Consider the following 17,376-nt stretch of genomic DNA (forward strand, 5'->3'; position numbering starts at 1 on the left):
TTAAAATTTAACATTAATACCGGCAATGAATGTTCTGCTTCTTGGATAGGGAGAAGAGTCAACGCCGGGCGTTACATAATTGGAATTTTTGGTGCTTACCTCAGGATCAAGACCGCTATAACCTGTTATAACCGCAACATTATTTACCGTACAATAGATGCGCAGGCTGCTGATCTTATGCCGTGTCAGCGTCTCCACCGGCAAACTATAACCAAGGGTGATATTATTCACGCGCAGGAAAGAACCATTCTCCACCGCCCAGGAATCAAGCTCCAGGTAATTACCGCCTTTAATAGGCTGCCAGATCTTTGCATCCTTGTTAAGCGCTGCCAGTACTTCCGGCGAAGCGCCGGCCGGTACAGATTTACCATTTACGGATGTGGCCCATTGTACCGCATTCCCGTTGGCGTCAATAGTCCGCCAGCGGTCATTCATGATAGCCGTGAGGTTAGAGAAGCTGCCTGCATACGCATTGCTGAATTCCACCTTATCGCCATTCAGTATTTTATTCCCATACACAAAGTTCACAAACACACTCAGGTCAAATCTTTTATAGGTAAGCTGGTTGTTAAGGCCACCGGTGAATTTCGGCTGTGCATTACCCAGGATGGTCTGGTCATTGGCATTTACAATACCATCGCCATTCAGGTCCTTTAACTTTTTTGTTCCCGGTGCGGGAATACCTACGGATGCCGTATTATCCGCTACCCCTTTTTTCAATATATACGCGCCGTTACTGGGATTATAATCAAAATCATTCAGCGTATACATCCCATCTGCCTGGTATCCCCAGATCGTGCCTACCGGTTGCCCCACCTGTACCAGGTATTCATTACCCATACCCCAACCGGAGCTGGCAAAATAATGGTCAGCCACATTCGACAGCTTCATAACTTCATTATGATTGGTGGATATATTGAAATTAATACTCCAGTTAAAATCCTTTTTCGATATGGCCACCGTGCTCAGTTGCAATTCCAACCCGCGATTTCTTACACTGCCTACATTCTGCAACTGCGTGCTGAATCCTGAATTAGCCGCAATAGGTACATTGATCAGCAGATCCCGCGTATCATTCATATAAGCGTCCAGGCTGAATTGCAGGCGGTTGTTAAAAAGACCGACATCCAATCCTATATTGCGCGATAAAGTGGACTCCCATTTCAAATTCGGATTAGCCAAACTATTGATCGCATATCCGGGGATCAGCGTATTATTCAAACTGTAAGGCGTACCATTAGACCGGTACAGCGATGTATACAGAAAATCACTGATCCTGTTATTCCCCGCCAGCCCATAGCTAAACCGCAGCTTAACATCAGAAGCAAAATTATTCGGCGTAAAGAAATCTTCACTGGAGATCCGCCAGGCTACAGCCGCCGATGGAAAATACCCCCACTGATGACCGGGCGCAAATTTCGAAGATCCATCCGCCCGCAGATTAAACGTAGCCAGGTATTTATCTTTGTGACTATAACCTATCCTCGTAAAAAAAGATAGGATCCTGCTCTTTGCATCCAGCGAAGTAGGATACAACGGTACAGAACTACCCAGGCTCAATTGCGAAAATGCTTTCTCCGGCGTAATACCTACCGGGAAATACCGTACCTGGTCCGTTTGCGAGTAGGAAGAAACCTGGTATACCTCCTGCCCCAACAGCGCATTAATGGAATTGTTCTTATGAAAAGCAGACTTAAATGCGCTGTTATTAAAACTAAGCACCGCATTCTCATTTACAGAAGTCGTATTGCTGTTAATAATATTAATGATAGGCTTCCCCGCTCCGTTAGTAATAGCATTCCAGGTAATATAATCATCAAATGAATTCAGCTTGCCATCATTCTTATTAAGACCGCCGGTAACCTTCAATGACAGATACGGCGTAAATGTATACTGCAAATAAGAGCTGATCGTAGTATTCACCGCACGGTTCTTACGATATGACGCCTGCGAAAATTCTATGGGGTTGATAAGATAATACCCGGTCGCATTCGTCTGTGCAAAATAAGCAGCGTCATTAGAACTGTTGGGATCATCTGAGTTCACCAGGAAAGGACGGTATTTCACCGAATTCCGTAACCGGTTATTGGTCACATTACCGGATGCGCTCGTTCCTGGCCCCGTGATCGTCTGGTCGTTATAAGAGATATTCAGCCCCACCTTGAACTTATCAGAAACCGTATGATCCAGCCGCATATTTAAAAGATTCCTTAAATAGCTGGAGTTGATCATCACGCTCTGCTCATTGTTATTAGTATAACTAAGGTTAAAAGTCGTGGTCTTAGTCCCGCCGGTAACGCTTACATTATGGGTTTGGGTAGCCGCGCTCCTGCCAAAGGAAAGATCCTGCCAGTCTACAAAAGGCGCATTCCTGATGGAATCCAAGCCTACCCAGCTATTCCCGTATTGAGACGTAAAGGCCACGCTGTCAGACACCGTGTTCCTGGTCTTTTCCCAATTATATTCAATAAACTCCCTGGGGTTCATGACATCAAACTTTTTAGCCAGTTTATTCACGCCATAGAAGTAATTATAGGCCACCACCGTTTTCATAGACTTGCCGCCTTTAGTGGTAATAATGACCACGCCGTTAGCGCCCCTGGCACCGTAGATAGAAGTGGCTGCAGCATCCTTCAGCACATCTACAGACTCAATATCCTGCGGCGCTATCTTTGAAAGGGCATCCTCTACCTGGATGCCATCCACCACATACAGTGGTGTATTATCCTGGGTGATGGACCCGCCGCCCCGGATCTTGATCGTAACAGCAGCGCCCGGCCCTCCTTCCGTTGTCGAAATATTAACGCCGGCCAGCCTGCCTTCCAGTGCCTGCATGGCAGAAGTAAGCGGCACATCTTTTATCTGGCCCGCATTAACAGATGATACAGCGCCCGTAAGATCCCGCCGCCGCTGCGTAGCATACCCCACTACCACTACATCATTCAGCGCCCTCATGCTCGCCACAAGTGTCACGTTCACCGGTTTGCCAACTGCTGCCTGCACTTCCTTAGTAGTAACATTCATCGCGGAAAACACCAGCGTAGCCTGCGTGCCGGTAATACGCACACGAAAATCGCCATGATCATCGGTATAGCTAAAGTTATGAGACCCTTTCTCCGTAACAGTAATGGCTTCCAGTGGCTCGCCTTTATCATTGGTAACATGTCCGGTAAGAGTATTGGAAGCCGGCGGAGAGCTTCCCGGCTGCTGGGCAGCTGCGGTAATGAAGAGATATTGTATGCCTGCACAAATAAATACACCCCTGCAGGACATTCGTAAAAAACGTCTCATAACGGAAATCTGTTTTAGAATTGTAAAGAGATAATAGGTGTGGCGCCGCTTAGCGCTAACGTAGAAGAGCGTATTAATTTTTCATAACGGTTACGCCCCTGCATTCCCCCTCTGTAAAAATAACGACAACATTTAATGCAGGACCGGCTTTCTTTTATCTTAAAACGGCTGTTTTTTACGCTATGGCGACTTTACCGCCGCGGCCCGTTGATACCGGTCCAATAAAAAATAAGGCAACGCTTGTGAATATATTTAATAATTAAGATCACTGGCCCATGCCATCCAACTATGATTGACCAGGTTACTATAGTTATTCTTGTACATAGATTTATAAATAAATCCCATGTTAGTCGTATTCCAGTCATGCCAGCACAGCCAGCCTATTACATTAGGATAAGTGGTCCTGATCTTTTCCGCCAGCAGGTTATAATCAAAAGTACCGTTCAGGTTAGGATCGCTGTTGCCCCTTACCCCATGACCGGTACCAAACTCCGTTAGCATAATGGGCTTGGCCAGTGTGCGTAATACGCTGTAATCGTTAATGACCATATCATCAGCATAAACATCGGCGCCCACAATATCCACATAACCTGTGCCCGGATAATAGTTAGTATAAGCGCCGTCTCCCACTACATTATTATTGGGCGCATAGATCCAGATAAGATTATTCAGCTTTTTAGTGGTGGTGAAATAGTTGAACAGGTCCGCCCACAGCGCTTTAAAATTGGCATAGTTAGTCGTATAATACCAGGTCCAGCTACCGTTCATTTCATGAAAGGGCCGGTACAATATACTCACGCCATTAGTTTGAAAATAAGCCAGCTTAGCGGCCATAGCGTCCATATTAGCTACCCACTGGGTTCTCAATGATCCGCCTGGTAGTAATGCGCTCAGATCACTGCCGCTGGAGATGCCCGGATTATTAAGCCCGCCGCAGATCTCAATAATACATTTATGCTGCTGGTTCAGGTCTTTCAGAAAGGGAGAATGATAATTCCAGTTATCAATATCATTAAAATCAGAACCCACTATAGCAGGATACTTTCCCGTGGCCTGCGCAAATGGATGAATGATCTGATCATCTCCCAGCTTATACTGTGTCTTATTGGAGATATTACTGTTTTGTCCGGCCAGTATCCTTTTGCCAGGCTGGTTCTTCAGGTTCTGAATAAACCGCAGTAGCGCGTCCGTCCTGGGATCCAGCGCTGGGTTCGCTCCCATGGGAGTAGCCACAACAGATGGTTTATCTGCCTGCTGAAAAGAGTTGTTCAGGTTGTCCTGTTTAAGACAGCTCGAAATGAGCACTATTTGCAGCAGCGTAAATAAGTTCATAATAACAGTTTTCATAGCGTTTCATTTTTAGGTTGACAATAGCATATCAACAAGCGTTGCCTCGCTATTATCAAGATACGCTCATACCAGGGTGCCAATTACAGCAAAGTCGCCATAGCGTATAAAACACGTATTTTAAGATAAAAGAAACCGGGTCACCCATTGAAACTACCTCACTATTTTTACAGGAGTAAATACAGGGGGTACACGTTATGAAAAATAGATACCCTCCTATGCTGCTTTAGTGCTGATCAGGCTTTCCACGTATATATCATCTAAAAATACATCTGTTATATGAAAGTACTTGTACTGTTACAGTTCTTACTTTTCACGTTTGTATACATCGCACAGGCGCAAACAGACACCAATAGAAATGTCGCCTCTCCGCGTATGACCATCGATACGCAGGCATTGGGAGAAGTGGTGGTTGTAGGGTATGGTACCCGGCAAAAGAAAGATCTCACTACTGCTATCAGCTCCGTAAAAGGGGCAGAGATCAATAACCTGCCTACCATGAGCGCCGCACAGGCCATTGTTGGCAAGGTACCGGGCATCAGCCTGCAGCAGGGTAGTGGCGGTCCTGGCGCCGCGCCTATTATCCGTATACGTGGTAGCGGCTCTATCACCAGCGGAAATAGTCCTTTGTATGTGATTGACGGTTATCCTACTTCCGATGGAGACCTGTTCAATTCCATCTCCCCTTCGGATATTGAAAGTATCGATATCCTCAAGGATGCCGCCGCTGCCGCCATTTACGGGTCAAGGGCGGGTAACGGCGTGATCGTTGTCAGCACCCGCAAAGGCAAGGCCGGTCCGGCTAAGTTCACTTTTGATGCTACACTGGGACAAAACCAGGTCACCAAAAAATATGATGTGCTGAGCCCGCAGCAATTTGTTGATGTGGCCAAAGACTGGTATGCCAATCAGCACCAGGCTTTACCTGCCATTTTCACAGACCCGGGCCTGCAAACGCCTACTGATTGGCAGGATGCCATCTTCCGGAAAGCGCTCTATAGCAACTATCAGCTGAGCGCTTCCGGTGGTGCGGATAAAGTGAATTATGCCATCTCCGGCGGATACACAAAAGAAGAAGGCGTTATAAAACGTACCGGCCTGGAAAGATATAATTTCCGCTTAAACCTCAACGCCAATGTCAGCAAACGGCTCAAGGCCGGCGCCAATGTACTGGCTTTTTACAGCGTACGCCAGGATCAGCCGCTGGGTGGTCCTAACAACCAGAGCGATATTGCCGGCATCCTGGGAGAAGCCATATCCCTCGTCCCTATCGTGCCTGTGTATAGACCCAACGGCGATTATATGATCATCCCAAGGGATTCCAACCTGGTAAAGATCTTTAACACCCAGATCTATAACCCGGTTAATAAGATCGATGCCAATAACGAATACACAAAATCCGTAAGGCTCCTTGGGTCTGCTTTCCTGGAATATGAAGTGATAAAAGGCCTGAAATTACGCTCCACGCTGAACATAGGCGCAACCAATGAAAGATATGAACAGTACGTGGCGCCTTTTATTTCCTTCCGCTCAAACGACGCGGGGAATATTTCTACACCCAACCTGTCCGCCATCAGGGCTTCGCGCAGCAATAGCAGCTATACCAATATCTACTGGTCCAATACGGCCAGCTATGATGTAGACCTCGCCGCTGATCATCATTTGAACGCCCTGCTGGGTTACGACGTAGCCAGACAATCAGATTACGGTATCCGGTTGGATCCCCGCACGGATAAAGATAATCCCGTTGCCTTCGATAACCCTAACATCACCAACGTGCAAGGTGCGGTGTTGAACCAGGGGGCTTCTTTTAATACCGGCTATACGTTCGATGCGGTCTTTAGCCGCCTGGAATACAGCTACCGGAATAAATATTATGTCACCGGCTCCCTGCGCCGGGACCGCTCCAGCCTTTTCGGTCCGGAGAACAGGGCGGGTGTGTTCCCCTCCGTTTCACTTGCCTGGCGGCTGGCCAATGAGTCTTTCATACAGGCGCTGCCGTTTGTTTCTGATCTCAAGATCAGGGCCAGCTACGGCGAAACAGGCAATGACCAGCTCTCTTCCTACTATCCCTGGTTAGGTACCATGAGCAGAACAGATTACGTGTTTGGAGAAACAGACGCCCGCGTAAGAGGTTACTACCCCGGCGGCTTTACCAACGCCGGTCTCAAATGGGAAAAGAACCGGCAGCTGGATTTCGGCCTGAACCTGGGCCTCTTCCAGGACCGGGTATACCTCACGGCAGATATCTATGAACGGAACAGTAATGCCATCTTATCCGCCGCTATTCCCAGCGTAAACGGTATTGCCCAGTCCTATATTGATAATGTGGGCAATATCCGTAACCGGGGGCTGGAGCTGGCCCTGGACACCAGGAATTTAACCGGTGAATTGCAATGGAACACCAGCTTCAATATCTCTTTTAATAAGAACCAGATCGTCCGCCTTGGCCCCAATCAAACACAACTGGCCAATCTTTCCGCCGGTGGCGGCTACCCCGGCGATTGGCTGAATGTGATCCGCAACTATCTCGGCCGCCCCATGGGCGATATCTACATGTATAAAGTAATAGGCGTTTTCAAAGATGAACGGGAAGTAAACACCTTGCCTAAACTGGGCACACAGGGAATAGGTGATCTCCGCTTTCAAGACACAAACGGAGACCAGCGCATAACCCCGGACGACATGACCTATGTTGGCAATTATCAGCCCAACTTCATTTATGGCATAACCAATACACTCAACTATAAAGGTTTTGATCTGAATGTGGTGCTGCAGGGCTCTCAGGGTGGTAAAATGGTGAATGCATTCGAAAGGATGCTGACCAGCTTCAGACAGCTGGATAACTCCACTACGGCGGCGCTGCATCGTTTCCGCTCTGTTGATGATCCGGGTGATGGAAAAACGCCTATCGCGGGTTCCAGCAATGTTGGCACCAATATCAATCCCAATACACGGTACCTGTATTCTTCCAGCTTCCTCCGGGTAAGGACCTTAGCATTAGGCTACCGCCTGCCGTCCGCGTTATCCCGGCAGCTGCATATAGAGAAGGCCCGCGTATTCATTGCCGCACAAAACCTGTTCACCTTCACCAAATATCCTGGTTTCAATCCTGAAGCAAACTTCTATGGCGACAGCGCCGTACAGAACGGTGTTGACCTGGGTACCTATCCCATCAGCAGAAGTATTTCACTTGGCTTAAACCTTAGTTTCTAACCGCTTAAACACTATGATCATGAAATACTTATTATATCCCGTGCTGTTCTCATGTTTGTTGTTAGGCAGTTGCGGTAAAGGTTTTTTTGACCAATACCCGGGTGATGTACTGTCTAACGCCAACTTCTACACGCAATCAGGCGATTTTGAACAAGGGCTGAACGCGGCTTACGCCAATCTCAGGAATAATTACCGCTGGTGGTATGTATTCGGGGATATGACCTCGGATGATGTGTATAACTGGAAGCGGAACAATAGCTCCACCATTATCCAGTTCAATGAATCCAATATCTCATCAGATAACAGCCTCTTAAACGATCTGTGGAACAGCAGTTACGCCACCATCGCAAGATGTAATATCGTCGCCGGCAGGATCGGGAATATCACCATGGATGAAACGCTGAAGCAGCGGTATACCGGAGAAGCAAAATTTCTCAGGGCCCTTATCTACTTCAACCTGGTAAGGGTGTTTGGCGATGTGCCGCTGGTATTAACAGAAGTAACAGCCGCGCAGCAATCATTCGGTTTTGCCAGGGAAGCCAGCGATAAAGTATATGCCCAGATCGTCCAGGACCTGAAGGATGCCGCCGCCACTTTGCCCGATGTTTATACAAAGAACAACGATATCGGCCGTGCTACCAGTATTGCCGCTAAATCACTGCTGGGCAAAGTATACCTGACCCGGAAACAATATCCGGAAGCCGCCGCTATCCTGCAGGAAGTGATCGGCTCCGGTATCCCGGCTTTATTACCTACTTACACGGATGTTTTCTCACCAGACAATCCCAATAACAAAGAGATCATCTTTGCCGTACAATACGGGCGTGGATTTGATCCGCAACAGGGAAGCCCCTTTGGCAACGATGTGGCCCCCAATGAACCGGTAAATAAAATAGTGGTGGCTGCTGGTAATGGACAGGGTACCTTTCTCGTGACGGATGATCTGGCCCAGGCATTCACCACCGCTGATACCAGGAAACAGGCTATTGACAGCGCCACCGGTACCAGGAAATACTACTTCACCAATAAGTATTTCGATCCCGCCATCACTAAAGCTAACGACGCCGCTAATGATTGGATAGTGCTCCGCTATGCGGATGTTTTGCTCATGGCTGCCGAAGCCTACAATGAGCAGGGACAGGTTACACCGGCCCTCACCTACATGAACGAAGTCCGCCATCGCGCAGCCCTCACGGCTTCCGCCACAACGGATAAAGGGACGCTGCGTACAGAGATCGCACAGGAAAGACGCCTGGAGCTCAACTGTGAAGGACATCGCTGGTTCGATCTGGTAAGGACCGGACAGGCAAAAACAGTGATGAACGCTTTCTTTGAAAAATACAAAGCAGACGATGATCAGGCGGGCAAAAGTTCCACTATTCAGGATAATGAATTAATTTTCCCTATCCCGGGTTTCCAGGTAAATTTAAATCCGGAGAAGATCAAACAAAACCCTGGCTATTGATACGGAACCGGGTACACGGAACTTCCCATGCATAGAGCAATCTTAATGCGAAGGGCCACCCGCCAGTTAGATCCGGAAATATGGACCTTTTCCAGAGGTTCCATCCGGCAGTTAAAAGATAAATATCACGGATGAAAACATGCTTTGCACGGGGCGTTCTGCTCATTTTGCTGATTATATATAGTGGCGCCCGCTTAATGGCCCAATCCAAATGGCAGCTGTCAGATTTTGCCATCGATCTGAACCGCCTGGTCACCCCGCCCAACCATTTATGGGTGGGCAGCGGTTATACCAGCGTAAACCCGGTATTAAGCTCCGTATTGGGAGTGGGGGAGGTGATGTCTCCCCCCATCTCAGGCCATGGGTTTAAATTCGAGGCCCTGTTTATAGCCAATGGCGATACCATCAGGGACCACTTCGTATGGGGAGGCAAAGTCCGTAATATCTTGTACACGGGTGGGTTTTGGCAGCCCGATAGGATCATCCGCAGAGGTACCTACCACCGCATGCACGCCGGCGGTTTGATCTCCTTCGAGATCAATTCCCACCTCATCCCACTGGCAGACAAGCCCGGTTTTTTAATACGCTACGAAGTCAGGAACAGGACCACTACCCCTTTACAGCTATCTATGACCCCGCTGATAACTACCGGCAAACCGGCTGTATATCCGCTAAGGGAATGGGGTTTTATGCCTCCGGCCGATCCGGCCAACAACGACACCGTACCAGTAAAAGTATTACAGGAAGGCCAGCGGCTTAACATTGCCCCGCAGCAAAGCCAAACAGCCTACGTTGCCGTTGTGTTCACCAATAACACCAACACCACATCCATAAAAGACTGGGAAAACCAAACCACCGCCATCTGGAACACCCGGCTGGCATGGGCTTTAAAAGACATTCCCACCCTTACCTCCAACAATGCCGCACTGGAAAGCTATTATAAAAGATCCATCGTTTCAGGCCTGGTCTGCATCTGGGAAAAACCAGAGTTCAAATTACATCCCACCATCGTTACCAGCGGATTAGACGGCGGCGGCATGAACACCTACCTCTGGGATGTAGCCGGCTACGCGCCCGGGATTGTTTCCATGATGATGGGCAACAAATTGCTGGATATCGCCCGCACCATGACCGCCATCGATCTGGAAAGATCTTACGCCTTTGCCCAGGATGGTACCGGGCTGGGCGTAAGATATGCCTACAGTACGGTAGCCTTCACGTCCCTCGTATACGCCATCGCCTGCCAGGATCGCGTATATCCGGACCTGTTCGAACAAGTAAAGAAATTGGTGCTCAGCGATGAAAAAAGACCCATGATAAACGGCGTCATTGATTACGGAGACCAGCATAATTTATTGGAGATGCGTGGCATGGGCTGGGAACACATGGTGCCAAGTCCCAATGCAGAAAGGGCCTGGTGTTTCAGACGTTTGGCAGACATGGGCGAAAAGATCGGCTACGACAAAACAGCCATCCAATCATGGCGTAAGAAAGCAGATACCATCGCGGCAAATATCAGGCAAGCCCTCTGGGACGATACCACCGGCTGGTTCGCCTGCAAATACCCGGATGGCCATAAAGAGACCGTTTACTCCATCCAGGTATTCGACATACTCAGGACCGGCGTATGTACCCCCGCCATGAAGAAGCGGATGCTGGAACAATTACAGGACGGCAAATTCCTTTTCCCGTATGGCGTAAGCAGCGTTTCCAAAGCAGATTCCATCCACTACGAAGTCACAGATACAGACTGGGGCGGTGGCGGCGCTTATTCCGGTGATCTTCCGCAGCTGGCGCTGGACCTCTATGGAGAGCACCTCCCTGCAAAAGCCTGGGATGTATTAAAACGTCAGTTCTGGATAGGCCAGCAATTGCCCTATTTCCCGCAGGAACATTTCTGCGACCGTCCCGGCTCGCCCGCTTATAAAAGGGCGAATGTTGTTTCCGGGCTAATGGGCAGCGCGGCCATCCTCTACGGAATGGTTGGCCTGGAGCCCCGCCTGGATGGCAGCCTCTGGATCCATCCCCAACCCACGGCAGACAATAACGTGCAGATAAAAGGCTTCATCCACCGGGATCACATAGTAGATGTGCAGCTCTCTGCCAACCTTTGCAAGGTCACATTGGATGGTAAGATAAAATATCAGGGCAAACCCGCAACCATAAAGATTTTCTGATCATGGGCGTTAAGAAATTCCTGCTAAAGAATTTTATCCGGGGCGATGAAGCCTTTCATCTGGCCAGGGTCACTATCCACTCCCGCCATGACCTGTCCTTGCACAAACATAATTTTGCAGAGATCTTCTGGGTAGAAAGCGGCAGTGGTCATCACCTGATCAACGGCCGCAAAATAACGCTGGAGCCAGGTCACCTGGTCATGATCCGCCCGGATGATCAGCATACGTTTACATCTGCAAGAGGAGGTCTTACATTGATGAACCTCGCGTTTCCACTGGAAACCTTACACCATTTAAGGGACCGTTATTTCGCCGGCGTAGATTCTTTTTTCTGGACCCCTGATGTGATCCCCTATCAAACCCTGTTGGCCGTATCATCCATTCGCAGGATCTCACAACGGGCAGAAGAAGTGCTGCAGAACCGTAAATCCTGTTTCTACCTCGATCATTTGCTGCTCTTCATTTTTCGCTTATTATTTGATAACGACAATCTATCCGCAGATCAAAAAATACCAGCCTGGCTAAACCATGCCATCAGAAGCTATTCCACCCCAGCCATGTTTAAACAAGGCGTGCGCGGCTTCGCAGATCTGGCAGAGCGGAATATAGACCATGTAAACAGAACGGTACAACGCACTTTGCATAAAACACTAACAGACCTGGTAACAGAGCTGCGCATGAATTTCGCATCCAAACAACTCTCCATCACCAACACACCCATTAAGACCATCTGCAATGATTGCGGATTCACTAACCTGGGACATTTCTACAAAACCTTCAAGGAAGTATATCAGCAAACCCCATCCGCATACAGACGCAGCAGCCAGACAATTGTATAAGGTCGTTATAGCGTAAAAAACAACCGCCAAGGGATAAAAGATAGACAGCATCCCAACGCCCGTACTTGCTACATTTACATCAAAAAATCAGGTATGAGGACAGACGAAAAAACAAAGCTCTCCCTGGAGGAAATTTCCTTTTACAAAGACAACGGATATCTGCTCACCAACAGACCCTTATTCAGCAAAGAAAAATTCGACAGGCTGTTCACCATTTTTGAAGAGCACCTGAATAACCGCGGAAACCTCAGACCAGATGAGCTGGATGTACCGCACATGAAAGACGCCCGTTTGTTTGAATTCCTGATGGCCCCCGAAATACTCGGCATCGTAGAAGGATTGATAGGCCGCGATATAGGTTTATGGAGCAGCCACTTCATCTGCAAAGAGCCCAGAACAGGGAAGAAAACGCCCTGGCATGAAGACAGTGCCTATTGGGATGGCCGCTTCAACCGATATGATGGTATCGTGACCCTTTGGCTGGCCATAGATGAATCTACAAAAGAGAACGGCTGCATGGGCGTCATCCCCGGTTCACACCATAACGGCTTTTCCGAGTATGAAAAAATGGATACAGATCACAGCATCTTTAACATCGAGATAAAAAGATCAGCGGTGGATGAGAGCAAGGTAGTTTGGTTTGAGCTGCAACAGAACCATTATTCATTGCACGACTCCCGCATCATTCACGGCGCAAATCCCAACACAAGCGAAAAAAGAAGGACCGGCTATACCATGCGCTACTTTAATACGGATCTGATCATGAACCAGGAGCATCCGGATAATATAAACCATAAAGTATACTACTGCCGTGGAGAAAACCGCGGAAAGAACCCATTGATCTATCTGTAAAAACAAAAGCACATCCCATACGATGTGCTTTTGTTTACCAGCTTAACGTTGCGAAGAACGGCCAAACAGCAGATAACTGGCCACTGCCAGCACTATAACGCCAATACCTCCGTACAGCAATACCGCTTCAAAACCATGTACCAGCGCCGCATGAATAACGGTTTCCGGTGAAGGCAACGTACCCAGTTCCGGAAAACCCTGCCCTTGGGAAGAAACGCTCCCGGCCGCTATCTTCTCCGCCAGCACATGTAATGGCGCTGGATTAGCTGCGGCAGGAAGCGCCTGCTGCAGATAAGAAAAGATACCTTCCACCAGTATAAATCCCATCAGCGCAATATTGATCGCCAGCATGATCAACCTGGCGCTCATGTCTATACCGGAAGCCATCCCTGCCCGGTTGCTGGATACAGAAGCCGTAGTGGTATTGGTAACGGGCGTATTGGTGATCCCCAATCCAATACCCGCCAGCAGGGAACCCGGTAGCATAGTGAGCCAGCTGGCATGCGCAGCAGCGCTACCATATCGCATAAGCAAAAAACCTACGCCGATGGTAAACAATCCCAGCGGTATAACAAAGCCCGGCCGGTAACGCAATGAAAGATGCTCTCCTAGCGGCGGAAACACCAGGGTAGGCAGCGTATAGGCCAGCAGTGATAAACCGGCAGTAACGGTATCATAACCCAGCCCCGTCTGAAAATAGATAGGTAAATAGATCATAAACGGCCAGAAACTGAAGTTCATACCCATCGACCCAAGTATCGCCCCGGAAAAATTACGTATCCTGAATACAGAGAAGTCAAACATCGGATGCGCATGCCTCCTTTCTACAAAAAGAAAAACAACAAAACTCACCACGGATGCTATCAGGATACTCACAGCGGTAACGCTGCCAAAACCCAGTTCAGGCCCCTGCGTAATAAAATAAGTAAAACCGAACACCGCTAACGAAAGGCTAATAATACCGCCAACATCCATCCTTTTCGCCTGCGGATCGCTGGATTCCTGCACTCCGCTCACTATCAAACCCAGGGTAACCACAGACAGCAACACATGCACCAGGAAAACCCATTGCCAGTTAGATACCGCCACTATCATTCCACCTATAATGGGCCCAAAACCAAGCCCAATGCCAAAGATAATGCCCCACATACCAAAAGCCCGGCTACGTTCTTTTCCATCCTGGAATTGATGGGAAAGCGTTGCTATCTGGCAGATCAGCATAGCCCCGCCGCCAATCCCCTGCAGAAAACGGCTGATTACCAGCAGGGACACGCTTCCGGACAGCCCGCAGACCAGCGAGGTCAGGCCAAAAAAGATAACGCTGATAATAAAAAGCCGCTTTCTCCCATACCGGTCAGCCAGCGTTCCCGTGGCCATCAGTACCGTTGTACAGGCGATTGTATAGGCATTCATGATCCATTGCATGTCCTTAAAATTGCCATGCAACACCTGTTTGAGGGTGGGAAGTATCACCGGCACACTGGAGATCTCCAGCCCAAACATTAAAGAAGACAGGCAAATAGCGGCCAGCGCTATTGCATTATTACCATTGCGGGAAACTGTTTTCATCATTGATATTTTATTCGGATAGCGAAAGTAGACTGATTGACATCGAAAAATCAGTACATTTCAATGATAAAGGAGTATTTTTGTACCATGGGAAAAGAAAACATGCATAAGTCAGTAGAGGTGGTCTATAAAAAGATCGATGAGTGCCCGGTGGCGGACTTACAACTCACTTTTTTCCAGATGGCCTATGTGATCGCAGGGGAGGGGAAGCTCAGGATAAACGGCAACTGTATGCCTTACAAAGCCGGTAACCTCATGTTACAGGCCCCCAATGATTATTATGCTTTTGATATTGACACGCCCACAGAATTCCTGTTGATCCGTTTCAATAGTGGCTATATAAGGCAGTACCAGTGGGAGAGCATCGATCATATAGAGTGTATGCTGTTCTATGCCAGCCATCTGTCAGGCTGCATCATGAACTCCGAATCTGATAGCCGGCATGTAAAATCGATCGTAGAGGTATTGCTGTATGAAATGAACCACGGCAGCATGTACAACGAAGACCTCACGCGGCATTTCGTAAACGCATTGATCGTGATCGCCGCCCGCAATATTGCTATGATCAAACCCGCCAACATCAGATCAAATGCAGATAACCGCATCCAGGACATCATCAATTACATACAGCTCAATATCCGTTTCCCCCAAAAGCTGAAAGCCTCCGCCATTGCAGAAGCCTTTGGCCTGTCCGATACCTATCTGGGGGCCTATTTTAAAAACCAATGCGGAGAGACTATTCAATATTTCATCGCCAATTACAAGATCAGGCTCATTGAGCACCGGCTGCGGTTCAGCGATATGAGGATCAACGAGATCGCCGGTGAGTTTGGGTTTGCTGATGAAAGTCACCTGAACAAGTTCTTCAAGAAATACCAGGGACAAAGCCTGACGGCCTATAGGAAGGCAAATTTTGAAAAGGGTTATCAGCTGTTGTAAACCTAATTATAAAGATCAATTGCCTTCACCCTCAGATCATACTTTGCAAAACAAGCTACTATTTCATTAGGCTCAAAAAATGCAAACGTCACATCAAAGTCTATTGCCCTTACAAATCTTTCTTTAATGGGCTTATCCGTGAGCACCCGGTTAATGGCCAATACAAATGGCGTTATCAGATCTTGTGCGTCATGCTCCTTAAATTCATAACACACATTGGCAGACTTGATCTTTACATGGTACACATAGCCATCATCCTCATCCTTAAAGGTATCCTGCTCAACAATTATATCAGTGATCCCTTTGTCTGATAAAAGAGGAAGAAAGTACTTTTCAAACATGGCATCAAACTTAAGCGGCGGGTAAAATATATAGGGCTGCAGGCCGATGCATTTGCTGCTGGTAGTAACAAAGAAAGCGGGAATAAAACCTGACTCCTGGATGCTCTCAAAAGCTTCCACTTCATAGGGGGTAATTTGAGTTTTTTTGTCTTACCTTGAAGATTGCAGGCGTCTGGGAAGGAACGTGTGTACAATAATTTAAGAAGAAATATATGTCAGAAAGTAATATCATTATTTATCAGACTGAAGATGGTAAAATACGGATAGAAACATTCCTGGAGGGTGAGACTGTTTGGTTGACTATTGACCAAATGTCAGAACTGTTTCAAAAGTCGCGGTCGACTATTAATGAACATATACTGAATATTTATGAGGAAAATGAGCTTGATCCTCAGTATTCAATGAAGAAAATCGGAATTTCCGATTTTTCAAAAAAGCCTACTAATTATTACAATCTTGATGTTATTATTTCTGTTGGTTATCGTGTAAAAAGCCTGCAGGGTACAAAGTTTCGTCAGTGGGCTACGGCCCGTCTCCGGGAATATATCGTAAAGGGGTTTACTCTCAACGATGAGTTGTTGAAACAGGGAGGTCACGGAAATTATTTCGAGGAGTTATTAGCAAGAATCCGGGATATCCGTTCATCCGAGAAAGTATTTTGGCGGAAAGTACTTGATATTTACGCAACCAGCATTGACTATGACCCCGGTCAAGACATGTCAGTTAAATTTTTTCAAACGGTGCAGAATAAAATGCATTGGGCTGCTCACGGAAATACTGCAGCGGAAGTAATTTTCCATCGTATAGATGCTGGTAAACCGAACCTGGGATTAACCAACTTTAAGGGAGGTAAGCCTACAAAACAGGAAACTGAAATTGCCAAGAATTACTTAACAGCGGATGAACTGAATATTTTAAACAGAATGGTCACCGCGTACTTGGAGTTGGCTGAACTTCAAGCATTGAATCGCCGTCCCATGTATATGAAAGACTGGATAACAAGATTAGACGAGTTTTTGAGAATGACAGGTAATGATATTTTGCAACATGCAGGTTCAGTTAGTCATGAACAGGCTATGAAAAAAGCAGCAGTGGAATACGATAAGTTCAAGGAGTCGCATAAAGATGAACTTTCTAACGCCGAAAAACACTTTTTAACCTATATCGAAGATGCCGCTAAAAAGATAGGACGCAAGAAAAATGAATAGCCGGTCAGCAGAACTGAAAATCAAACATTTCGATCTCTCCGCGCATAAGGCCTTATATTTTCTTCTAAATCACTACCGCGAAAAGCATTTCAGTCGGGTAAACCTTATAAAACAGAATCACGCTGTAAATAC

Annotated in this window: 11 protein-coding genes; 7 read left to right on the forward strand and 4 right to left on the reverse strand. The window is 47.4% G+C overall.

Annotation, left to right across the window (positions count from 1 at the left end):
* Complete coding sequence (locus F0L74_RS06930; protein ID WP_149837071.1) at positions 1-3,291, reverse strand: SusC/RagA family TonB-linked outer membrane protein; 3,291 nt, start codon at positions 3,289-3,291, stop codon at positions 1-3.
* 252 nt (positions 3,292-3,543) lie between these two features.
* A complete protein-coding gene (locus tag F0L74_RS06935) occupies positions 3,544-4,638 on the reverse strand; it encodes a glycoside hydrolase family 26 protein (protein ID WP_149837072.1) in 1,095 nt (364 codons plus the stop codon).
* Positions 4,639-4,917: 279 nt separating this feature from the next.
* Between F0L74_RS06935 and F0L74_RS06940 the strand changes: the two genes are divergently transcribed.
* The 5 genes from F0L74_RS06940 (at position 4,918) to F0L74_RS06960 (ending at position 13,187) form a co-directional block, all read left to right on the forward strand.
* Positions 4,918-7,854 carry a SusC/RagA family TonB-linked outer membrane protein gene (locus tag F0L74_RS06940; RefSeq protein WP_149837073.1) on the forward strand — a complete coding sequence of 979 codons (2,937 nt, stop codon included), beginning with the start codon at positions 4,918-4,920 and terminating at the stop codon, positions 7,852-7,854.
* Between the two features lie 19 nt (positions 7,855-7,873).
* Positions 7,874-9,319 (forward strand): RagB/SusD family nutrient uptake outer membrane protein, encoded by a 1,446-nt coding sequence (locus F0L74_RS06945; protein ID WP_188315884.1) that lies wholly within the window; start codon positions 7,874-7,876, stop codon positions 9,317-9,319.
* Positions 9,320-9,450: 131 nt separating this feature from the next.
* Entirely contained in the window at positions 9,451-11,496 is a 2,046-nt protein-coding gene (locus F0L74_RS06950; protein WP_149837075.1) for an MGH1-like glycoside hydrolase domain-containing protein, read from the forward strand.
* Between the two features lie 2 nt (positions 11,497-11,498).
* Positions 11,499-12,335, forward strand: coding sequence for a helix-turn-helix domain-containing protein (locus F0L74_RS06955; RefSeq protein ID WP_149837076.1), 837 nt, complete (start codon positions 11,499-11,501; stop codon positions 12,333-12,335).
* Positions 12,336-12,428: 93 nt separating this feature from the next.
* On the forward strand, positions 12,429-13,187 hold the full coding sequence (locus tag F0L74_RS06960; RefSeq protein WP_149837077.1) for a phytanoyl-CoA dioxygenase family protein: 759 nt from the start codon (positions 12,429-12,431) through the stop codon (positions 13,185-13,187).
* 42 nt (positions 13,188-13,229) lie between these two features.
* Here F0L74_RS06960 and F0L74_RS06965 read toward each other — a convergent pair whose 3' ends face one another.
* Positions 13,230-14,759, reverse strand: a complete 1,530-nt coding sequence (locus F0L74_RS06965; protein ID WP_213086906.1) for an MFS transporter — start codon at positions 14,757-14,759, stop codon at positions 13,230-13,232.
* A 99-nt stretch (positions 14,760-14,858) separates the two neighbouring features.
* Here F0L74_RS06965 and F0L74_RS06970 point away from each other — a divergent pair, with 99 nt between their 5' ends.
* Positions 14,859-15,695: a helix-turn-helix domain-containing protein gene (locus F0L74_RS06970; protein WP_149837078.1), complete on the forward strand. Its 837-nt coding sequence runs from the start codon at positions 14,859-14,861 to the stop codon at positions 15,693-15,695.
* Positions 15,696-15,697: 2 nt separating this feature from the next.
* Here the strand turns inward: F0L74_RS06970 and F0L74_RS06975 are convergent, their stop codons facing one another.
* Complete coding sequence (locus tag F0L74_RS06975; protein ID WP_149837079.1) at positions 15,698-16,156, reverse strand: hypothetical protein; 459 nt, start codon at positions 16,154-16,156, stop codon at positions 15,698-15,700.
* A gap of 92 nt (positions 16,157-16,248) precedes the next feature.
* Here F0L74_RS06975 and F0L74_RS06980 point away from each other — a divergent pair, with 92 nt between their 5' ends.
* Positions 16,249-17,244: a virulence RhuM family protein gene (locus F0L74_RS06980; RefSeq protein ID WP_149837080.1), complete on the forward strand. Its 996-nt coding sequence runs from the start codon at positions 16,249-16,251 to the stop codon at positions 17,242-17,244.
* Positions 17,245-17,376: the final 132 nt, after the last annotated feature.

The organism is Chitinophaga agrisoli, from assembly GCF_008386695.1.
Taxonomy (GTDB): Bacteria; Bacteroidota; Bacteroidia; order Chitinophagales; family Chitinophagaceae; genus Chitinophaga; species Chitinophaga agrisoli.